Genomic DNA, 19,960 nt, shown 5'->3' with positions numbered 1-19,960 from the left:
ATGAAGCGTAAGGCTGTTGGCCTTCTCAATCGCATTCAGTTCATCGATCTCGCGCAAGCTGTAACCGTTTCGCAGCCACGACGAAAAGAATGGCTTCGGAAGTATCTTCATCGCGCTATAGGCGGCGGAAAGTTTCCCAGCTATCGCCATTTCCGCAATGCCATGCCCTCAATCTATGGAGTGACGCGCGGTCTCGATCTGTCTCCCCCAGTAGATCGCAAATCGTTGGAAAAACATATACGGATTGCTTGTAACGGCATGGACGAAGACATCAACGTTGATGCCGCCCTCACGCTTTTTGATCTGGTTCGTCCTCTGCAGTATTTAGCCTACGATCATCCACCACGAAACTTGCCGCTTGGCCTGAAGCGAACTGCGGCAATCGGTCTGGAACTCTATCTGGTGAAGGATGAGACACCGATTTTCCAGTTTCCCTTTCCGAGAAGGGAAAGACTGGATGATCACACGATTACGATCCTGCTTTCCCTAATTCATCACGCATATTCGACGGACGACTTCGAAGAGGCACGGGTCGAATTGGCTGATCTCAGTTGCGATTTTGAAACGTCCGAGAGTCGGCGGGAGAAACTGCCAAGGGTTCGGTGTCCGAGGATAGTACGGCTTCCCAAGGAGGGTCTGATCTCAATGGATGATCTGGCACCTGAGATACAGAGCGTCCACGACCTGCTGCTTGAACTGGGTGATGAGCAAGAGCCAACATAGGAATTGGCGATATCGATATTGCCGTTTGGGTGATCTGCTATCGCGACGAGCTTGGTTAGACCGATATTCCAACTACATGGACGAGCAAAGTTCGCCGATTCGTGAAGGCGGTGCGTGTCTGGTGAAAAGCCTCGTCCTCATCGGACGGCCTTAGCAGCGAAATCTGGCATCTGCGCTGGTCTGGGATCGGCGCGACATAGGAGCCATTGTTTAGTGGCATGTTGCTGCCAAGGAGGGTGCTCACGCGCGGCACTGACGAAGTCGGCCTCTGAATGCCATCTATCCGCTGGGCGCCATCCGGAACCGGACAGCCCGCTCTCGGCCTCTTTCCGCCGGCGAGATTACTGTGCACAATGATCGCTTCTAACTTAAACCGAAACTGTCAATGCAGCGCCGACTTGAGGCTGAGAATCTACAAGTCTCCATGCAGTCAGGCCCCCGCAACCAATGTCAAAAAGACTATCAAAGGGCTCCGAGGAAACTCGGAGCCCTTTTTGCATTCGATGTGGTTGCTCGCAACATCAATCACCCTACCTACTTCCACGGTCAACTCCATCTTCGGCATTGCCATGCACCACAAAACCGTGATGATGCACAATCATTCCACTTCGGATAAAAACCGCCGTGACCGCTGATCCCTTGCATATCCTCAAGACCGTCTATGGCTACGATGCATTCCGCGGGCGGCAGGCTGACATCATTCGACATGTAATGGCGGGAAACAACGCCTTCGTTTTGATGCCGACGGGCCTTCCGATAGGTCCGATCTTTGCCAGTGGCACCGCGGGGCAGCTCTAGGATATGCCGGATCGAACTCTTTGCCTGACCGCCGTGTTTCTGATGATCGGCTGCTTCGCGTTGATTGCTTCTAAAGCGGTTGCTGCGCCAAAGCGGGACGATCAAGTCCGTACCGATGTCGGTGGATTCAAGCTTAATAGCGTCCTGGTTGAGACTGGTCGGAAGCCAGACTTGCCACCAATCGTCTTTATTCATGGCGCCAGCGCCAGCCTTTACGATCCGATGTTCTCGTTTCGGACAAAGCTGCAGGAACGGGCCAAGCTGTTGTTCGTCGATCGCCCGGGTCACGGCAATTCCGACGTCGGTGGTGAGCAGAACATTTTGCCCGACGGTCAAGCCGACTCCATTGCCGCCCTCATGCAGGAGCGAGGCATCAACCGCGCTATTATTGTCGGTCACTCCTTCGGGGGAGCAATTGCCGCGTCCTTCGCCGTTCGCCATCCGGATATGATCTTAGGCCTCGTCTTCCTGTCTCCGGCGGTCTACCCATGGAATAGCGGGATCGCCTGGTACTACGAGGCCGCCAGCGCCCCGATCACAGGCACTCTATTCAGCGCTCTTATCGTGCCACCTATCGGGCTTATGACGATCGATAATGCCACGAAAGGCGTCTTTGCTCCGAACCCGGTTCCCGCCGATTACATCGACAAGACACGTGCCCTGCAAGCGTTGCGGCCGCTCGCATTTCGGCACAATGCGAGAGAGGTTGCGGCTTTGAGCGACTGGGCCAGAGCGGCTTCGGTGAATTACCACAAAATCAAAGTGCCTACGGTCATCATCACTGGTGATACTGATAGTATCGTCTCCCCTGAGGTCCACTCCCGTCATCTCGCCCGCGATATTCGTGGCGCTCGTCTGATCGTCGTGCACAATCTCGGGCACAAGTCGGATTTCGTCGCCAGCGATCTGGCAATCGCGGCGATCGAGACGGTTGCGGGCCGCAAGTCGAACCTCAACGCCGTAAAAAGGGATGTCGAGCAGAGGATAGCACGTGACGGCAAGGATTGATGTCTGGCAGCGGCGCTGCCAGTGGGGACTATCCAGCGTCTATGGTCTCGCGGGCATTCTGCATCTCGTCTTGCCCAAACCGTTCCTCGGTATCACGCCCGCCTGGGTTCCTGAGCCGGAGGCCGTTATTTTCCTGACCGGTCTGTGTGAGATTGCCGGTGCGGTCGGACTTCTGGTGCCACGGCTGCGGAAAGCCGCCGGCATTGGCCTGGCACTCTATGCAATCTGCGTATTCCCTGCCAATATCAAGCATGCCATCGACAGCCTTGGTGCGGCGACTGTTTCGCCATGGCAATGGTCCTACCATCTCATGCGATTGCCTTTGCAGCCTTACCTGGTGTGGTTGGCGCTCTTCGCGGGAAACATCGTCGTCTGGCCATTCAGGCGTGGCGAAAAATAGCTTTGATATCGTCTGACGAAATTCGCAAAGTTTCATCGTCGGCGGATGCCTTCTGAAGGCCAGGGAAAGCATGGGCACGATCACGCTCACCGACGAAATGGGTGTGTTGCGCACGTGACGATCGCCGACGTCAAACAATCCAACGGCGTCATTTATGTCATCGACAAGGTTCTTCTGCGCAAGATGTGGTCCGGGGTCATTCCATCATCAGAAAGGCCGGCGACACTTGAGGGCCGGCCTTTTCAGTTTCATCGTTGAACGTCTGCCGAATTACACGTTCGGCAGAACGGCGATGTCTCGCACTTCGTTGTCGAGCCCTGTGATCGGGCCGACTTCGGTTGCCGCGCCGGTTGCGAGGTTAACCGTGTAGAGCGTCTTGGATGCGGCGAGATAGGCTACGTTCTTGCCGTCCGCCATGCCCTGAATATCAAAGGCATAGGCCGCAGGCTTATCTTTGAGGCCGAGCTTGCCGATTGCTTTCAGCGTGCCGTCATTCGGCTTGGTCTGCTGGATCAGCGCGCCGATCGTGGCATCGATATTATACATGGCGGTCTTTTCAGGCTTGCCGACGGAGTTGGTATAGGCAGCAGCGACGATGTTCGGGGTCTCGCCCTTGTGCATGTCGCCCTCCTCGAAGGCAAGCACACCGTCAACCGTTACAGCGCCAGTATCCGGGTGGATGCGATGGTTGGTCGTTCCGGTCATGAAGCGCAGGCGATCAGCCATAGGGTTGAAATCGACCACGACAGGGGCTTGCGTCATGGTCAGCATCTTGTCCATCTTGGCAACATCGGTGGCGACGCCTGTTTCGAGATTGATCGAGACGATGCGATGATCCGGGGTGACGCCGATCACCGTCTTGTTGCCGGGGCGGAAGTCGATGCCGACAAGTTTGTCGACGCCAGTCACGTCCATCCTTTTCGTCACCGCCGGTTTCTCCGTATCGAAGATGATGAGCGTCCTGTCGCCGCTCAGGCCGAGGACGGGGGCCGCGAATGCGGTTGATGCCACTGTGATGGAAGCAGCGGAGGCAATCAGTGTGAAACGAATGATCTTCATGTCTTTCTCCCGTGTTGAACCGTTCGGAAGTCGTGTAGCGCTCGGCTCTCGACGCTTCCTGAACTGAAGACACGCCAGCCATGCCGTTTGGATGCAGCCTGCGAAAAAATAATTTCGACTTGCATCCATTCGTCGATCCAGCGGGTATAGCTTTCAAAGCCGACAGTCTTCTTCGTCGGTTTTGGGAGAAGGTATTGATGCTGATGGGCTCTACGCCGGACGATCTCGATACGGCACTCGCTGCCTGCGCCAGGGGTGATCGCAATGCGCTTCGCTTGATCTTTGATCGCGAGGCGGGACGCCTGATAGCGGTCGCCGAGCGCATTGTCCGGCGTCGCGAGCTTGCCGAAGAGGTGGTGCAGGACGCCTTCATCCGGATATGGACCCATGCGCATCAGTACAGGGCCGATCGCGGCTCCGCCCGAGGCTGGATCTATGCCATCGTCCGCAACCGGGCACTTAATCTCCTGCGGGACGGAAAACGCGAGCATACAGTCGAGGAGGTGGAGGCCCTGCGCGAAAGCGAGCAGGCGGATGAGGTCATGGCGGCGTGGCACAGGCTGGACCGCAATTCCCGGCTCTACGATTGCCTCGGCGGTCTCGATGAGCGCAAGCGGAGCGGCATTCTTATGGCCTATATCGGCGGCTACTCGCATGGCGAGATCGCCGGGAGGCTGCGCATTCCGCTCGGTACGACCAAATCCTGGATCAGGCGTGGCCTTGCAGCTCTCCGGGAGTGCATGGCATGATCTATGATCGCAAGGATATCCCTGCTATTGCCGATGAATATGTCCTGGGCCTGATAGAGGCCACGGATGCTGCGGAGCTTGAGGTTGTCATGGAAAGCGATGCTGAACTGCGTGCCGCAATTGCTGCCAGCCGCGAGCGCTTCCTGCCACTCGACATGAGCGTGGCACCTGCTACCGTCACCGAGCAGCTTTGGCAGCGCATCGAAGCGGCCTTGCCGCTCCAGGATCATACCGGCGTTATGCCTCTGATCTCAAATGCCAATGACAACCGCAGGAACGGTTGGCGAATGGCCGCGATCTCGGCCGTCGCCGCCGCCTTTTTGCTCGCGATCGGTCTCGCTTACAGCCTGACCCGGACGGTGGAGCCGCTAGTCGTTGCGGTTCTAATCAATGATGCTGGGGAGGTGCAGGCCGTCGTCGAGGATTTCGGCAACGCGCAGGCGACGATCCGTATACTGGCTGATTTCAGCATCCCCGGGGACAAGACGATCCAGGTTTGGACCCTGCCGTCCAAAGACACAGGGCCCGTATCGCTTGGCCTGATCGACGGTGCGCGCTCGGCGCATCTGGCTGTTCCGGAATTGCCAACACCAAGGGCGGACCAGCTCTACGAGATCACCCTGGAAGACGCTGGCGGATCTCCAACCGGGCGTCCGACTGGACCGATCCTCGCTAAGGGCCTCGCGAAGTTGCTGCGATAACAATCGCGCCAGATATCTCCGTTTGGTGCCTGTAGGGTAGCTTAGTATTTTGATGATGTGAGTTATAGAAAGGATGGCTATAACTCATGTGACGTGTGTACTGGCCTGCTTACCAGGCAACCTCGTAGATACTGGCGGCATCCGATAGCGACATGGTACGCGGGTTGTTGACCAGCAGGCGGGTTTGCTCCATCGCACTTTCCGCGAGCAGAGGAATTCCCTCCTTTGGAATTCCGACATGCCTCAGCCTCACGGGAAGATTAAGGCGCACTGGCAGCATCGTTAGTCCGTCGATGAAACCGGAGAGCCGTCCGTTCTGATCGGCAGGCTCAAGGTGAGGAAAGAGACACGGTGCCAGTTCCGCATAGGCATCACCACACACCGTCGCGTTGAAGCGCAAGACGTGCGGCAGTACCAGACTGTTGGAAAGACCGTGGGGAACGCCGTAGCGGCCTCCGATCGGATAGGCGAGAGCATGAACGGCAGCGACAGGCGAATTAGCAAAGGCCTGCCCCGCCAACATTGCACCCAGCAGCATCGACTGTCTGGCGGCAAGGTCGGTTCCATCCTCGACGGCGATCGCGATATTCGCTCCGAGAAGCCGCAGGGCTTCTTTGGCAAGGGCACGGGAAACAGGATTGTTGTTTGCACTGGTGGACGTGAAGGCCTCGATGGCGTGGACCATTGCGTCAATTCCCGTCGCCGCGGTCACGGCGGGAGGAAGTCCGATGGTCAGGTTCGCGTCGAGAAGCGCCACGTCTGGCAGAAGTACGGGTGATACTACGCCCTTTTTCTGGTGTTCACCCGTGGTGATGATCGAAATCGGCGTGACTTCCGATCCGGTGCCGGCCGTTGTCGGCACGAGCGCCAGCGGCAGACGCTCCCCCGTCACCTTGCCAACGCCGTAGATAGTGTCGAGCGCTTCGCCGCTTTTGGCAATAAGCGCCACAAGCTTTGCGACATCGAGCGACGAGCCGCCGCCGATGCCCAGCACACCGGTTGCGCCAAACGTCACCGCCTGTGCCGCAGCCGTATGGATGATGGCTTCCGGTGGATCAGCGACAACGCCCGTGAAGATTGATGTTTCGGCGCCGGCTTCTGTAAGACTGGCAAGCGCCGGCTGAACGAGCCCTGCCTTGACGACCCCATCGTCCGAAATCACCAGAACGCGCGGACCGAGCATGCTCCTCAGCTCCGAAAGCCTTGCGATACAGCCCGGTCCCGCAATGATCTGCGGGACGGTTGCGAATGTGAATGCGGACATCCTGCCGACCTTTTACTGATGCCATTTGACGAGAGGCTGATAATGATGCGGCTGACGCATGACAACAAGGTCTTTTCGCCGGACGATGTTCGTTGGATAGGGCGTATCGAGATTGGTGGTGTTGACGGTCGCACCGGCAATCCCTTCCTCGTCCAGTATCACCGATTCCTGACGCGGAAAGGCGAAGGAATCCGGCCCGAACACGGCACTCTTGCCCAGATATCCCCGTGGCTCATTAAGTACATTGGCGAAGGCGAAATAGACGTTGTTCTCGCCGCCGCGAACCCGCAGAGCGTGCCAATGAAAGGGGTCTGCTCCCTTCGGGATGGGATAGTTGTGCGGGATTTTTGTTCCCCCATGGCTGCCGGTGAAGGTACCGGCAATTGCTGAAGGGCAGGCCACCAGATCGCACCCCATAAGCGAGAGCGAACGAATGGCTTCCGGATATAGCGCGTCGTGGCCAATCGCCAGGCCCACTCGGCCGATGGCAAGATCGTATATTTTCCATTCGTCGCCGGCCGTCGCCCAGCTATCGGCCATGCCGAGATGCGTCTTGCGATAGCTGCCCACCAGCCCCTCGGGACCGGCGAGCACTGCTGTGTTATAGGCTTTGTCTCCGTCCGCCTCGGCAAATCCGGCGACGAGATAGAAGCCGAGCTTCATTGCCAGGCGCACGAAGGCGGAGACCGTCGGGCCTGAAAGCGGTTCCGCCCGGGTGTGGGGAGCCTCAATCCCGGTCAGCGACAGTTCCGGGAAAACCAGAATGTCCGGCGCTGTCGTCGCCTTTGCTTCTGTGGCCAGTGTGGTGATGCGGGCGATGTTGTCTGCGATCACGGAGGAGGGGGCGAACTGGGCAACGGCCGCGCGCGATTTGCGCCCGCGCGGGATGGGCTGATAGCCATAGAGGCGGAAGTAGTCGCCCGGATTCCAGGTGAAGCTATTGGTCATCATGTTCATGTAAAGCTCGGGCCGGCGCGATTTGAAGACCGGTTCGCTCAAGACTTCGCGGCGGCGTGCGCGGGCAAGATCGACCTCGCCATAGGCAATCCCGTCGCCTGTATCGATGGATGCGGCAACCGTTCCGTCGGGCTCGATCAGGCAGCTTCCCCCGGAAAACTGCACGGTTCTCTCCAGCCCCCACCGGTTGCTTTCGATGAGATAGCAGGCGTTTTCAAAGGCACGGTTGATCCAGTAGGGCGCCGGCGCGCGTTCCTGCAGCCAGTTGGAGATGTGGCAGATGATGTCCGCACCCGCCAGCGCCTCCAGCCGTGCCGTCTCGAAGAAGTGCAGATCCATGCAGACCAGCATCGAAATCCGGCCGATCTCCGTTTCGAAGACCTCATGGACGATATCGCCATTGGCGGCCCATTTGGGCTCGGCGATATAGGGATGTGATTTGCGATGCCGACCAACAACGCCATCGGGACCGATTAGAACGGCGGTGTTGTAATAGAGATCGCTCGCCGGTTCGACTTCCGGCATGCCGATGACGATATAGCAGCGGTGTCTGCTGGCAATGGCCTGAAAAACATCGGTTGTCGGTCCGGGAATGGCTTCCACGAAAGGCTTTACTTCGGCCCTGTCAAACCAGCAATAACCTGTCGTGCCCATTTCCGGCGTGACGATCAGGCGCGCACCTGCTTCTGCCGCTTCCTCGCAAAGGGCGGCCAGCCGCGCGATATTGCGCGCCTTTTCGAACATGGTGGGCTCGAACTGGATGGCGGCAGCGGTGTAGCTCTGTGTCGATGTCATGATGGTCCCCATTTTCTTTACCAAGGATTTCAGTCCGTTTCAGACAGCCATATGCCGATGAACAAGTGCATCGGAGAGCGTGTCGATGGCGCCCGCCGCGACCACGGTTCCCTTCTCCAGCATGGCGAACTGGTGAGATGCGTGCCGCGCAAATGCGACGTTTTGCTCAACGAGAATGATCGTCATGCCGATCTCGCGATTGAGCCGTATAATGATCTTTTCGATCTCCTCGACGATGGAGGGCTGAATACCTTCGTTTGGCTCATCGAGAAGCAGCACTTTCGGATCTGCGGCCAGCGCACGTGCGATGGCGAGTTGCTGTTGCTGGCCGCCTGAAAGCACGCCACCCGGTCGATCGAGATTGGCCATCAGATACGGAAAAAGTTCGGGCACCAGCGCTGGAATTTCGCGTTTGCGATCGGCACGCGCAAAAGCGCCCATCAGGATGTTTTCGCGGATGGTAAAATCGGGAATGATCTCCCTGCCCTGGGGGACATAGGCGATCCCCGCCCGTGCTCTCATATGCGTCGGGGCAGCGGCGATATCTTTTCCCTGCAGATGCATTTCACCCGTCACCCGGTCGGTCAGCGCCATCAGGGTTTTCAAAAGGGTCGTCTTGCCGGTGCCGTTGCGGCCGAGGATGCTCGTCACCTTGCCGGCCGGTACATCGAGGGTGATGCCGTGCAAGATGTGGCTGCGGCCGTAATAGCTGTGCACGTCTTTCAATGTCAGCATCAGGATATTCCTTTCGAGCCGAGATAGGCTTCACGGACTTTCGGATTGCGCTCTATATCCCCGACGCTTCCTTCGGCCAGAACCTCTCCCAGATGAAGGACGGTGATGCGTTCGGCGATTTCACGCACGAACCCCATATCGTGTTCGACGACGAGGATCGTATGTCGGCCCTTGAGATTGTTGATGATCTGCGCCGTCTTGTGGGTTTCGGCCTGGGTCATTCCCGCTGTTGGTTCATCCAGCAAAACCACCTTGGGGTCCTGCACGATGAGCATGCCCAGTTCCAGCCATTGCGTCTGGCCATGACTGAGATAGGCGGCCGTCGTCTGCTGTTCCGTTTCAAGCGCCGTGAGAGCAAGCACGTCATCGACGCGCCTCGCTTCCGCCCGCGAAAATCCGAAACGGAGATTTGCAAGCACCGATGGATTGCGGCAATTGGCCACCTCCAGATTCTGCCGCACGGTGAGATCGCGAAAAATGCTGGGAATCTGGAATTTTCTGCCGATTCCGGCGCGTGCGATCTTATGTTCGGGCCAGTTTGTGATGTCGGTGTCGTAGACGAAGACCTTGCCCTGCGTACTGCGCGTCTTGCCGCTGACCAGATCCATCAGAGTCGTCTTGCCGGCGCCGTTCGCGCCAAGCAACACACGCAACTCACCATCGCAGACGGTGATGCTGACATTGTTTACAGCTCTGAACCCGCCGAAATCGACACCGAGACCGTCGAGGGTCAATGCGATTGCACTCATATCACGATGCCTCGCTCTGTTGTTGCAATGATGAAGATGCCGCACCCGGTTTGAGCCTGCGGATAAGCTGTCGCAGCACATCATGCGCGACGCCGCCGAGACCACGCGGCATGAACAGGACGACCAGCACAAAGATGAGACCGATGATCGCTTTCCATGCTTCGACAAGCGCTTCGGTCTCGCTGACCTGAGCTTCGATCATGTTGATCAGGATCGCGCCGATGCAGGCGCCGAGCAGGGAGGAACGGCCGCCGACGGCCGCCCAGACGACCATCGTCACCGAGAAAGACAAATCCATGAAGGTCGGAGAGGCGAACTCGGCGACGACGACGTAGAGCATGCCGGCAACGCCGGCAATGCCTGCCGAAAGAGCGAAGAAGAACACCTGGTAGAGCGAGACGTCGAAACCGAGATATCGGGCGCGAACATGATCGTCACGGATCGCCTGCAGGATCATGCCCGCGCGGGTTTCCACGACAAGACGGGCGGCGATGAGTGACAGCGACAGGCATATGGCGCACAGATAATAGGTCGCCCTGCTGTAGGGATCGAACTCTATGCCGCCGATCGTCAGCCAGCCAAGATCTGTCAGGCCGTTAAAACCGTTTGTTACCGGTTGAGCATCGACCACGACGAGACGTACGAGCAGAACAAGCGCCAGAGTGATGATCGAGACGAATACGCCCGAAATACGCTTGCGGAAAACCAGCATACCGAGCGCGCCGGCGATCACCACGGGAAGCACGAGGCCGAGTATGAGACCGACAGACTGGCTTTGAAACGGAAGCCAGAGGAAAGAGCCTTTGTTGATACAGCACAGTTCCGTGGGTGCACCGGGTTCGGCGTTCCAGAGCATGAAATCAGGAACGGGCTTGTCGGAGCCCTGTTGCAGACTGGTCAGGCTCGACAGTTTAAGAGACATGGCGAGCATGTAGGCGCCGAGACCGAAAAACAGTCCCTGGCCAAGGTTGAGAATGCCGGCATATCCCCATGTCAGCGCGATGGCGACGCCCAGCATGCCGTAGACAAGATATTTTGAAATACGGTTCAGCCAGAATTCGTCACCGAAAACGGGCGCCGCAAAAAGTAATGCTATGAAAATGACGTAAGCGGCGATCTGGAATTTTCGTTCGATACTCATGTCAACGCCCCTTGAACGAGAACAGCCCGCTGGGCTTGACGAGAATGACGAGGATGACGACGCCGAAAACAACGGCGCGCGCCAGAATGTCGTTCGTGCCGATGGCCACCAGCGCATTGACCTCCCCCAATAACCCCGAAGACAGGATGGTGCCGAACAGGCTGCCGACGCCGCCCGTGACCACGACCATGAAGCCGTCAACCACCATCGTCGTGCCCATGTCCGGGAAAACGGTCTTAAAACCGGACATCATGACGCCGGCGACGCCCGCAAGACCGGACCCAAAGGCGAAAGTCATGGCGTTGACGCGTTTCACGTCGATACCGCAGGCTGCGGCCATTTTCGGATTGCGGATGATCGCGCGAACCTGCATGCCTGCCGTCGTCCGATAGAGAATGAACCACGTCACCAGCGTCAGCGCGGCGGCAACCGCGATGATGAAAGCGCGGTAAGCATTGATCTCCACGCCCGCCAGGCTGAAGGTACCCTGCAGATACGAAGGCACGGCGACGTTTTGCAGGCCGGCTCCAAGGCCTTCGATATGAATGCCGAAAAAGGACAGGCCGAATTCGAGCCTCACGGCCTGCTGCAGAAGGATGGCGATGCCCCAAGTAGCGAGAAGCGTATCCAGCAAACGACCATAAAGTCGCCGCACGACCAGCCGCTCGATCGTCAGGCCGAGCAGCGCGGTCACGATGAACGCAAGCGGTATCGCGAGCAGCAGGCTTGTCTTGAGCCATATGCCGGAGAGGACGGCGACATAGGCACCGATCATGACCATTTCGCCATGGGCCATGTTGATGACGCCCATGGCGCCGTAGGTTATGGCGAGACCGAGCGCCACCAGAAGAAGGATAGAGCCGAGACTGAGGCCGATAAAAAGAATGTCGAGCATGAAGCCACCGTTCGTGAGAAGGGCGGGTCGGGTTTTCCTGCTTCTTGCCAATCCGAAAGCGGATCGGCGCCGCGCAGAAGAAAAGCGCAGATCCGCCTTGCCGAGACATGGTCCCGCCAGGCATGGCTGGCGGGACAACACGGAGGATGGGTCAGCCCTTGAGTTTTGCTGCGTCGAGACCCTTGACGGTGCAGAACAGGTTGCTCTCCGTTTCGCCATAAGCCGAATAGGGAAGCGGCTTGATCGGTGCTGGATAGGCGTTGACCACCTTGCTCTGGCCGTCCGGCTGCCACTGTCCGATGCGTGGCGTCAGCCAGCAATGCAGGTTGTCGGGGTCGGTCGTCACCTTGCCGCCGGGCGCGTCATAGGTCTGGCCGCGAATGCCGGCCCGGATCGCGTCGGCTGACAGATCGCCGGACTTCTCAACTGCCTGCTTCCACAGAAACACCTGAAAATAGGCGGCCTCCAGCGAATGGTATGTCACGGCCTTGGGATCGTTGACGAAGGTTCTGAAACGGTCGATGAAGCTTTTGTTCGCCGGCGTTTCAATCGACATGAAATAGGGGAAAGAGGTGTAGCTGCCTGCCGCGTATTCAGCCCCCATGGCCGCGATCTCGATTTCGGAAGTTACTGTCGCGCAGATTGGGATAACGTCCTGCGAAAGGCCCTGGTTCTTGAATTCGCGGTAAAAGGCGATGATCGAATCGCCGACCACGTTGGAAAGAACCACGTCCGCGCCCGATTCCTTGATCTTGCTGACCATCACGGCCCATTCCGAGTGGCCGAGTTCCAGATATTCGTCCGCCACCCATTCCGCGCCGGCTGCCTCGATCAGTTTTTTGGAAACCTTGGCCATCTCGCGCGGATAGACGTAGTTCGAGCCGACGATGAAGAACTTCTTCTTGCCCAGTTTCTCGACGATCCAGGGAATGTAGTTGGAGAGCTGCTGGTTCGGAACGGCGCCGGAATAGACGACGTTGCGCGAGCACTCGAAGCCTTCATAATGCGTCTGATAGAACAGCATCGCGCCGCGCCGTTCGAAGATCGGCAGCACGGCCTTGCGGCTGGCGGATGTGTGGCAGCCGAATACGGTTGAAATCTTGTCCTTGAGGATCAGCTTCGAAGCTTTCTCGCTGAAGATCTTCGGATCGGAGGCTCCGTCTTCAACGACAACCTCGACCGGACGGCCGAGAACGCCGCCGGCCGCATTGATCTCTGCCACGGCCATCATGACGCCGTTGGCGAGAAGTTTTTCGGCGACGGAAAGCCCGCCCGTCTGGGAGTAGAGCGCACCGACCTTGATCGCGTCGGCTGCAAAGGCCCGGCCGCCCAGCGCTGGCAGGGTGAGTGCGGCGGAAGCGGTGGCTGCGGTTTTCAGAAATTCACGTCTGTTGAACACCATCTTGGTTCCCCTTTTTTGATTGGCGCACGCAGTGGCACTGCCCGGTTCAACAGCCAGGCTTTCATGCCGACAAAATGTTGGAAGGCTGACGACACTGTCAGCAGACAACAAAAAACCCGCTAGGCCTGTCACAGCCTGCGGGCACCTTTGCCATCACAGCATCACGGCCTCGCCGCGTGCAACAGCGGCACATGGCTTCGCAAAAGGAAGGGATGTGCCGGAGGTGTTCCTTTGAAACACATGAAAAACTAATCATGTTTTTGGGGACGGCGCAAGAGCTGTTCGGCATTGATAATCGAATTGGCGATTTCATCGATCGGCACGCGCCGGGCCATCGCCTGCTCCCGCATTTCGCGGTACGCCTCGTTTTCGCTGGTGCCGCGATTGGCCATCAAAATCGCCTTGGCGCGGGCAAGCTTCTGGTCTCCCAATACCTTGCGTTTATATTTGCGCGCTTCCTTCACGAGCTTTTGGCGCTCCAGCCACAGGCTGCGGGCGATGGCGAGATTGGTCAGCAGACCGAACGGCTTGATCGGTCTCTCGACAATGGCGAGCGCGCCGCTTTCCAGAACGATCTGCAACGTCGAGGGATTTTCGTAACCGACGATGGCAAGCATGGTCGGAGCGGGGTTTGGAAAACACTTCAGCAGACGTTCGATTTCCGGCCGCGCCTCGTCTTCCATGGCAAGAAAGACGACGTCTGTGCCATGCGGCAATTCGGCAGGCACCGGCCAGAGGCAACTAACCGTGCAGCCGATACGGCGCAGGTGATCGACGAGGAACTCTCCCTCCGATGTCCGGGGATGAATGACCAGGACCTTGAGATCCCGCAAATCTCTGAGAAGGGCGAATGACATCGTCGCTCCTTCTCAGACCCGGACGCGATGCGGGAAAGTTTGCGTCAGATCCGGTCGATATTCGCGCATGAACGGATCGGGCGCCACCCGCAGTGACGGATCATAGACAATATCGTAGCCGCCCTGCGCATTCACCTTTGCCACTCTTGGCCACAGATGCGTGTGGTTTGTCAGCCGGTCTATCTTCACCGCGCCCTGTGGGGCATCGTATTCGACCTCATAGAGTGCCGGCAGAAGCTGCTCAAGCCCGTCGCCGCCGGCAAGCTTTAAAGCCGCCGCATAGAGATATACCTGAAAATAAGCCGCTTCGGCTGGCGCAGTTGGCAGCATCTGCTGGCCGTACCGTTGTTGATAGGCCGAAACGAAGGCGCGGGCGCGGGGGGTGTCGAGAGAAGCGAAAAAGGGAGCCGCGGTTATGTGCCCTTCCGCCACCTCCGGGCGCATGCGTATCACGTCGGCCTCGCTTGTCGATTGACTGGCGATCGGCATCTTCTGTGCGTTGAAGCCCGCTTCCTTGAACGCCGTGTAGAAAGGAATGATACCGTTGCCAACGATCGTTGAATAAATAACGTCCGGCTGCGCTGCACGAATGTGTCGGATGATCTTGGCGACGTCCTCGTCTTTGAGGTTCAGCGGAACATATATCTCGTCCAGGACCTGTCCCCCCACCTGAAGAAAAAGGTCGCTGATCGTCCGGTTCGATTCATAAGGATAGACGTAATTCGACCCCACAAGAAAAACCCGCTTTCCATAGTGCTTGGTGAGGAAATCGACCAATTGGACGGAGTTCTGATTGGGAGCTGCACCTGTGTAGATGCAATGCCGGGAGTATTCGAACCCCTCGTACAAAGTCGGGTAAAACAGCAAAGCATCACGGGCCTCAATGACGGGAAGAGCGGCTTTGCGGGTGCTCGACATGTGGCAGCCGAAAACGACACGGACCCGATCTTCGTCGCAAAGTTTGACCGCGAGCTCCTTATAGAGACTGGGAGTTGATTGCGGATCGTAGGCCACCGGCTCTATCTCTCGGCCGAGCACGCCACCGGCTGCGTTAATTTCATCGATCGCCAGCAAGGTAGCAGCTCTCTGGGTTGTTTCCACGGCTCCGGTCACGCCCGTTTCGGAGAACAGCACACCGACCCGCCAGCTTTCTGAATGCATCATCGCCCACCAAAAAATAAAAAAAGCCCCCGCCCGTTTCCGGTCGAGAGCTACCCTGCTCATGGAATATCAGCGGCTCATTTTGAGCCTGCCAGTCAATGATGTCAGTTTCTTTATCTGGTGACAATAGCGGAACGAAGGGCCGTTATGGCTATTTCGGTTCGAGCGTGTTCAAAATTTTAGTTTTTAGTTGATGGTATCGCTTCCCACGCAGCCGATGTTCAGGGATGGATAAAGCGCGCTCACCGCATCGACATCCGCCTTCAATTCACGGATCATCCATTCCTTGACCTGCGTGACGATTGGTCGGGCGGGTTTGGTTCGCAGCCGGATAAGATGGCAGCGCCGGCCGGTGACCATCAAGTGTTCGCTTGCTGGAACCAGTGTCCGTGTCCGTAACCAATGGGCGACGACGTTGAGCCAGCCAAGCGCCACGCCCTGGCCCAGGAGAGCAGCCTGCACGACGATGGCGTAATCGGAGAAGATCATCGAATTCTGCGGGTCGCTACCGCTGGCCGGTGTGAACAGCGTCGACCAGTTGGGCTGCGCATCGCTTAAATTGATGGTCGTATCCGGCACGCGATCAATATCGTTGCCGGAAATGGCATGGCTTTCCCTGTAACCCGGACTGCAGATCGGCAGCAGGATTTCGGGCATGACGAAAGCTGCCTCGTGATGCCTGTCCGGTCCATCGACGAAGCGCATCCCAAGATCGACGTCGTTGACCGGCCCCGACAGGGCGCCCATCATGAGCTGAAACCGAAGATCGACATTGGGAAATTCCCTTTTGAATTCTGCCATTCTCGGCATCATCCAGTGCGTGGTGAAGCCGGTCGAGACGGAAAGGGACACGGTTTCGATACCGGTTCGGCGATCCTCGATTTCCCGCAGGGCGCTTTCTATTCCGGCGAAGCCTCTTGCGATCGCATCGAACAGCAGCTGGCCGGGTTCCGTCAGCATCACGCCACCGGGCTGCCGAAGAAACAATGTCGTATCAAGATGTTCCTCCAGCCGGGACATCATGCGGCTCACAGCCGCCGGCGTCACGTTCAATTCGTCTGCTGCCCTCGAAAAGCTGCCGCAGCGTGCAGCCGCCTCGAAAGTAAAGAGGCCATTCATGGAGGGCAGGGAACGGCGAAGGAATGTCATTACATTTTGTAACATCGTATAGATTTTTTTTCAATTGCTTATCCGCCTTTTGTTTGGTCTCTTTGCTGTCAACGAAGGCGAGAGACCTTCCATGAATTGAGGGGAACGCGACAGATTGGTTTCAGGCCGGCGCTGGGCGTCACAGGCTGAAAATCTGCTCTTCGTTCCGCAAAAACGCGCTGCCATACGTCGGAGCACCACCGAACGTACTGGGATTTTTTAGTGGAATCATATGATTGAGCAGCCAAATACAGAGCGGGTAGGCGTTTCCATCAAAGAGGCGGTCAAGTGCTACGGAACGTTTCGTGCGCTGGACGATGTCAATCTCGATGTCGCTCCCGGCGAATTCGTTTCCATTCTCGGGCCTTCGGGGTCAGGCAAGACCACGTTGCTGGGAATTCTCGGCGGCTTTGTCCAGCCGACATCGGGGTCAATTTGGTTAGGCGATCGGGATATTACATTTGAGCCGCCGCATAAGCGGGATATCGGTATCGTCTTTCAGAACTACGCGTTGTTTCCGCATATGAGTGTAGGCGAAAACATTACCTTTCCGCTAAGGGCGCGGCGGCTACCGAAGGCGAGCTGGCCGGCGAAACTCAAGGCCGCGCTCGAGATGGTCGAACTCACCGGCTATGAGAACAGGCGTATCCACGAATTGTCGGGCGGCCAACGTCAGCGCGTGGCGCTGGCGCGCGCCATGATCTTCGAGCCGGGCCTCATTCTCATGGACGAGCCGCTTTCGGCGCTCGACAAGCAGCTGCGCGAGACCATGCAGATCGAACTCAAACGGCTGCATAAGCGGCTCGGCGCCACGATCGTCTATGTGACGCATGATCAGCGCGAGGCGCTGACGATGAGCGACCGCGTGGCGATTATGCACAGGGGGCGTTTGGTGCAGGTCGATACGCCGGAGCGTCTGCATGACCGTCCCGTCAACGCCTTCGTCGCCCGTTTCATCGGCGAGGCGACCCTGCTTGCGGTTCGCCGCGAAAGCGAAATGGCGGTGCGGCTGGGAGACCGGCTGCTGCACACGGCGCATCGCGTGCCGGAAGGCGAAAACCTGCATCTCGTGGTTCATTCGGAAAAACTCGTGGTGGTGGATGGCGCTCAAGCCGATGGCGGCAACAGGCTGACAGGCACCGTCACGGATACGCTTTATCAGGGCGAAAGCATTCGGGTTTTCGTGCGGCTGGACAGCGGCGACGATCTGAGTTTCCGGCTTCCCAGCAACCATGCCGGCCGCGCGCTCATGAAGTCGCCGGGTGAGGCGATCGCGCTTTCACTCCACCCCGAAGACACGGTGATCGTTCCCGAAGCGGGTTGAGACATTCCATTCCATGCAGTCAACAAGGATAAAGACTATGCAGCTTACGCAATTCAAGGTCATGACCTTCGATGTGGTCGGCACTTTGATCGATTTCGAAACGGGTGTGCTCAATGCGGTGCGTGCGCTCGGCGGTGAAAAGGCGGCCAGGGCCACCGACGACGAGATTTTCGAGCCGTACAAGCGCGGCCGCGACAAGTTCTATGGACGGTCTTCCTTCGCCATGAAAGACGTCTATCTTTCTCTCGCCAACGAACTCGGTTTCAACAATGATGACGCCACGGCGGAAGCCTTCCAGCTTGCCGTGCTGCGCTGGCCAGCCTTCGCAGATTCCGTGGAAGCTCTCGCCCGCCTGCGCAAGAACTTCCGTCTTGTCGCCATGACGAATGCCGACCGTACGGCATTTTCCGCCTATTCCGATACGCTTGGCAATCCGTTTCACGACAGCGTCACCTGCGATGAGGCCGGGTGTGCCAAGCCCAATCCGCAGTTTTTCGCCTTCAACAAGGGGCGTCAGTCGGCTTTCGGTTTCAAGCAGTCGGAAATCCTGCATGTCGCCCAGAGCCAGCATCACGATATCGGCGTGGCCCGCGAACTTGGCTACACGACCTGCTGGATCGAGCGTCGCCAGGGCCAGCAGGGGTTCGGCGGCACGCCGGCTCCGAAGGTGGTGACCAGGCCCGACTTCCACTTCTCCTCGCTCAAGCAACTGGCCGATGCGGTGGACGCGGAGCTTGCCGCCGGCGTCAAGACGGCAACGGCAGCCTGAAAGCGAGAGAGCCGGACCGATGGCCGCACGCCCACCTTTTCCTGATATCCACTCCCTCTGGCAGGAGACGGCTTCCAGCCGTCCTGCCTTCGACCGGCTCTCGGGCGATCGTCGGTTCGATGTCGCGATCATCGGCGGCGGCTATACGGGCCTTTCCGCGGCGCGCTATCTGGCCCGCCGCGGCCTGTCTCCGGTGGTGCTGGAGGCAAGCCGGATCGGCTGGGGCGCGAGCGGCCGCAATGGTGGCGTGGTGTCGGGCAAGTTCCGGCTTTCCTTCTCCGACATCGCTGCCCGCTACGGGCTGGAGACGGCGCGGCGCATGCATGATCTCGGTATCGAGGCCATCGATCATGTCGGCGAACTGGTAGACGATTATGCAATCGCCGCTGCCGATTATCGCCCAACCGGTTCGCTGCGCTGTGCCCACAATCAGTTGTCGCTCGATGGCCTGAAAAAAGAAGTCGAGTGGCTGCGTGGATCGCTTGGCGACCACGCCTGCACCATTCTCTCTCCGGAGGAAATGGAAGCGGAGACGGGCTCACGCGATTTCGTCGGCGGCATGCTCAATGCCCATGGTGGCGTCATTCACCCCTTGAATTTCGTTTTGGGCATGGCGGCCGGATTGAGTGCCGCAGGCATCGCGATCCACGAGAAGACGCCGGTGGCGGCATTCAGGCGAGATGGCGCCGGCATCGTTCTTGAAACGCCTGACGGTGTCGTTTCGGCCCGCCAGGTGGTGATCGCCACCAATTCCTATTCCGATCTGACGCCGGCCACGTCGGCGGTCCGCAAGTCCATCATTCCCTTCCGCTCCGCGATGATTGCGACCGAGCCGCTGACCGGTAGACCGGGTGCTTCCCTCCTGTCGCAGGGACGCAGCTATACCGAGACGCGGCGCATGATGCGTTGGTTCCGCAAGGCTGGAGACCGTGTGATGTATGGCGGGCGCGGCGCCTTCGGCAAGGCGGATTCCGAAAGCGCGTTTGCGGCACTGCACAAGGCCATGGTGCGGCAGTTTCCGGAACTGGCATCTGTGTCTGTCACCCATCGCTGGTCCGGCCTCGTGGCCATGACGATGGACAGTATTCCACATCTGGGCCGGCTGGACGACCGGGTCGTCTATGCAGTCGGCTATAATGGAACCGGGGTGGCCATGGCCTCCAACATGGGCTGCTACGTTGCGGCCATGGTTGCCGGGCAAAGCCCCGATCTCGGGCTCTTGACCGCGGAGCCGCTCAAACCCGTGCCTTTTTATCCCATCAGGGAGCCAGCCGTCCGGCTCGTCGCCGGCTGGTATCAGTTCCTCGATGCAATCGGGCGCTAA

The 19,960-nt window shown here is 58.4% G+C and carries 19 protein-coding genes and 1 pseudogene; 9 read left to right on the top strand and 11 right to left on the bottom strand.

Features of this window, described 5'->3' with window-relative positions; translation table 11 throughout:
* From L901_RS26940 to L901_RS26120, 4 genes and pseudogenes are all read left to right on the top strand, one after another.
* A complete protein-coding gene (locus tag L901_RS26940) occupies positions 1-723 on the top strand; it encodes a hypothetical protein (RefSeq protein ID WP_147401493.1) in 723 nt (240 codons plus the stop codon).
* Positions 724-1,524: 801 nt separating this feature from the next.
* Positions 1,525-2,529: an alpha/beta fold hydrolase gene (locus tag L901_RS07915; RefSeq protein ID WP_059755259.1), complete on the top strand. Its 1,005-nt coding sequence runs from the start codon at positions 1,525-1,527 to the stop codon at positions 2,527-2,529.
* On the top strand, positions 2,513-2,929 hold the full coding sequence (locus tag L901_RS07910) for a DoxX family protein (protein WP_059755257.1): 417 nt from the start codon (positions 2,513-2,515) through the stop codon (positions 2,927-2,929). The genes L901_RS07915 and L901_RS07910 overlap by 17 nt, the downstream gene beginning before the upstream one ends.
* A gap of 37 nt (positions 2,930-2,966) precedes the next feature.
* Positions 2,967-3,115 (top strand): annotated as a pseudogene (locus tag L901_RS26120) (fasciclin domain-containing protein); the annotation flags it as partial.
* 84 nt (positions 3,116-3,199) lie between these two features.
* Here the strand turns inward: L901_RS26120 and L901_RS07905 are convergent.
* Positions 3,200-3,988: a DUF4394 domain-containing protein gene (locus L901_RS07905; RefSeq protein WP_059755256.1), complete on the bottom strand. Its 789-nt coding sequence runs from the start codon at positions 3,986-3,988 to the stop codon at positions 3,200-3,202.
* A 203-nt stretch (positions 3,989-4,191) separates the two neighbouring features.
* Between L901_RS07905 and L901_RS07900 the strand changes: the two genes are divergently transcribed.
* Complete coding sequence (locus L901_RS07900; protein ID WP_059755446.1) at positions 4,192-4,737, top strand: sigma-70 family RNA polymerase sigma factor; 546 nt, start codon at positions 4,192-4,194, stop codon at positions 4,735-4,737.
* Positions 4,734-5,438: an anti-sigma factor domain-containing protein gene (locus L901_RS07895; RefSeq protein ID WP_059755252.1), complete on the top strand. Its 705-nt coding sequence runs from the start codon at positions 4,734-4,736 to the stop codon at positions 5,436-5,438. Before L901_RS07900 ends, L901_RS07895 begins: the two co-directional genes overlap by 4 nt.
* A 109-nt stretch (positions 5,439-5,547) precedes the next feature.
* Here L901_RS07895 and L901_RS07890 read toward each other — a convergent pair whose 3' ends face one another.
* The 10 genes from L901_RS07890 to L901_RS07845 all read right to left on the bottom strand — a co-directional run bounded on the left by L901_RS07890 (position 5,548) and on the right by L901_RS07845 (position 16,543).
* Entirely contained in the window at positions 5,548-6,702 is a 1,155-nt protein-coding gene (locus tag L901_RS07890) for an iron-containing alcohol dehydrogenase (RefSeq protein ID WP_059755249.1), read from the bottom strand.
* Positions 6,703-6,714: 12 nt separating this feature from the next.
* Positions 6,715-8,466: a nitrilase-related carbon-nitrogen hydrolase gene (locus tag L901_RS07885; RefSeq protein ID WP_059755246.1), complete on the bottom strand. Its 1,752-nt coding sequence runs from the start codon at positions 8,464-8,466 to the stop codon at positions 6,715-6,717.
* Positions 8,467-8,493: 27 nt separating this feature from the next.
* Positions 8,494-9,189, bottom strand: a complete 696-nt coding sequence (gene urtE, locus L901_RS07880) for an urea ABC transporter ATP-binding subunit UrtE (RefSeq protein ID WP_020812776.1) — start codon at positions 9,187-9,189, stop codon at positions 8,494-8,496.
* The gene (urtD, locus tag L901_RS07875) at positions 9,189-9,938 is read right to left on the bottom strand and encodes an urea ABC transporter ATP-binding protein UrtD (RefSeq protein ID WP_059755243.1); all 750 of its coding nucleotides are present in this window, start codon (positions 9,936-9,938) and stop codon (positions 9,189-9,191) included. Before urtD ends, urtE begins: the two co-directional genes overlap by 1 nt.
* 1 nt (position 9,939) lies before the next feature.
* A complete protein-coding gene (gene urtC / locus L901_RS07870) occupies positions 9,940-11,079 on the bottom strand; it encodes an urea ABC transporter permease subunit UrtC (RefSeq protein WP_059755240.1) in 1,140 nt (379 codons plus the stop codon).
* A gap of 1 nt (position 11,080) precedes the next feature.
* Entirely contained in the window at positions 11,081-11,974 is an 894-nt protein-coding gene (urtB, locus tag L901_RS07865) for an urea ABC transporter permease subunit UrtB (RefSeq protein WP_059755237.1), read from the bottom strand.
* 151 nt (positions 11,975-12,125) lie between these two features.
* Complete coding sequence (locus tag L901_RS07860; protein ID WP_059755234.1) at positions 12,126-13,376, bottom strand: transporter substrate-binding domain-containing protein; 1,251 nt, start codon at positions 13,374-13,376, stop codon at positions 12,126-12,128.
* Between the two features lie 248 nt (positions 13,377-13,624).
* Complete coding sequence (locus tag L901_RS07855) at positions 13,625-14,233, bottom strand: ANTAR domain-containing response regulator (RefSeq protein WP_059755232.1); 609 nt, start codon at positions 14,231-14,233, stop codon at positions 13,625-13,627.
* A gap of 12 nt (positions 14,234-14,245) precedes the next feature.
* Positions 14,246-15,397 carry a transporter substrate-binding domain-containing protein gene (locus tag L901_RS07850; RefSeq protein WP_020812770.1) on the bottom strand — a complete coding sequence of 384 codons (1,152 nt, stop codon included), beginning with the start codon at positions 15,395-15,397 and terminating at the stop codon, positions 14,246-14,248.
* Between the two features lie 183 nt (positions 15,398-15,580).
* Positions 15,581-16,543 (bottom strand): LysR family transcriptional regulator, encoded by a 963-nt coding sequence (locus L901_RS07845; protein ID WP_004433115.1) that lies wholly within the window; start codon positions 16,541-16,543, stop codon positions 15,581-15,583.
* A gap of 232 nt (positions 16,544-16,775) precedes the next feature.
* Here L901_RS07845 and L901_RS07840 point away from each other — a divergent pair, with 232 nt between their 5' ends.
* The 3 genes from L901_RS07840 to L901_RS07830 are packed head-to-tail and all read left to right on the top strand — an operon-like array spanning position 16,776 to position 19,960.
* Complete coding sequence (locus L901_RS07840) at positions 16,776-17,867, top strand: ABC transporter ATP-binding protein (RefSeq protein ID WP_059755229.1); 1,092 nt, start codon at positions 16,776-16,778, stop codon at positions 17,865-17,867.
* A gap of 37 nt (positions 17,868-17,904) precedes the next feature.
* Positions 17,905-18,636, top strand: coding sequence for an HAD-IA family hydrolase (locus L901_RS07835; RefSeq protein WP_059755226.1), 732 nt, complete (start codon positions 17,905-17,907; stop codon positions 18,634-18,636).
* Between the two features lie 19 nt (positions 18,637-18,655).
* Positions 18,656-19,960, top strand: coding sequence for an FAD-binding oxidoreductase (locus tag L901_RS07830; RefSeq protein ID WP_059755222.1), 1,305 nt, complete (start codon positions 18,656-18,658; stop codon positions 19,958-19,960).

The organism is Agrobacterium sp. D14 (assembly GCF_001526505.1).
GTDB classification, from domain to species: domain Bacteria; phylum Pseudomonadota; class Alphaproteobacteria; order Rhizobiales; family Rhizobiaceae; genus Agrobacterium; species Agrobacterium leguminum.
This window is presented reverse-complemented; position numbering and strand designations above follow the sequence as displayed.

Bases quoted from the DNA above. Each gene is read 5' to 3' on its own strand.
- L901_RS26940 (WP_147401493.1), top strand. From the start codon at position 1: ATGAAGCGTAAGGCTGTTGGCCTTCTCAATCGCATTCAGTTCATCGAT.
- L901_RS07915 (WP_059755259.1), top strand. From the start codon at position 1,525: ATGCCGGATCGAACTCTTTGCCTGACCGCCGTGTTTCTGATGATCGGC.
- L901_RS07905 (WP_059755256.1), bottom strand. From the start codon at position 3,988: ATGAAGATCATTCGTTTCACACTGATTGCCTCCGCTGCTTCCATCACA.
- L901_RS07900 (WP_059755446.1), top strand. From the start codon at position 4,192: ATGGGCTCTACGCCGGACGATCTCGATACGGCACTCGCTGCCTGCGCC.
- L901_RS07895 (WP_059755252.1), top strand. From the start codon at position 4,734: ATGATCTATGATCGCAAGGATATCCCTGCTATTGCCGATGAATATGTC.
- L901_RS07890 (WP_059755249.1), bottom strand. From the start codon at position 6,702: ATGTCCGCATTCACATTCGCAACCGTCCCGCAGATCATTGCGGGACCG.
- L901_RS07885 (WP_059755246.1), bottom strand. From the start codon at position 8,466: ATGGGGACCATCATGACATCGACACAGAGCTACACCGCTGCCGCCATC.
- urtE (WP_020812776.1), bottom strand. From the start codon at position 9,189: ATGCTGACATTGAAAGACGTGCACAGCTATTACGGCCGCAGCCACATC.
- urtD (WP_059755243.1), bottom strand. From the start codon at position 9,938: ATGAGTGCAATCGCATTGACCCTCGACGGTCTCGGTGTCGATTTCGGC.
- urtC (WP_059755240.1), bottom strand. From the start codon at position 11,079: ATGAGTATCGAACGAAAATTCCAGATCGCCGCTTACGTCATTTTCATA.
- urtB (WP_059755237.1), bottom strand. From the start codon at position 11,974: ATGCTCGACATTCTTTTTATCGGCCTCAGTCTCGGCTCTATCCTTCTT.
- L901_RS07860 (WP_059755234.1), bottom strand. From the start codon at position 13,376: ATGGTGTTCAACAGACGTGAATTTCTGAAAACCGCAGCCACCGCTTCC.
- L901_RS07855 (WP_059755232.1), bottom strand. From the start codon at position 14,233: ATGTCATTCGCCCTTCTCAGAGATTTGCGGGATCTCAAGGTCCTGGTC.
- L901_RS07850 (WP_020812770.1), bottom strand. From the start codon at position 15,397: ATGATGCATTCAGAAAGCTGGCGGGTCGGTGTGCTGTTCTCCGAAACG.
- L901_RS07845 (WP_004433115.1), bottom strand. From the start codon at position 16,543: ATGACATTCCTTCGCCGTTCCCTGCCCTCCATGAATGGCCTCTTTACT.
- L901_RS07840 (WP_059755229.1), top strand. From the start codon at position 16,776: ATGATTGAGCAGCCAAATACAGAGCGGGTAGGCGTTTCCATCAAAGAG.
- L901_RS07835 (WP_059755226.1), top strand. From the start codon at position 17,905: ATGCAGCTTACGCAATTCAAGGTCATGACCTTCGATGTGGTCGGCACT.
- L901_RS07830 (WP_059755222.1), top strand. From the start codon at position 18,656: ATGGCCGCACGCCCACCTTTTCCTGATATCCACTCCCTCTGGCAGGAG.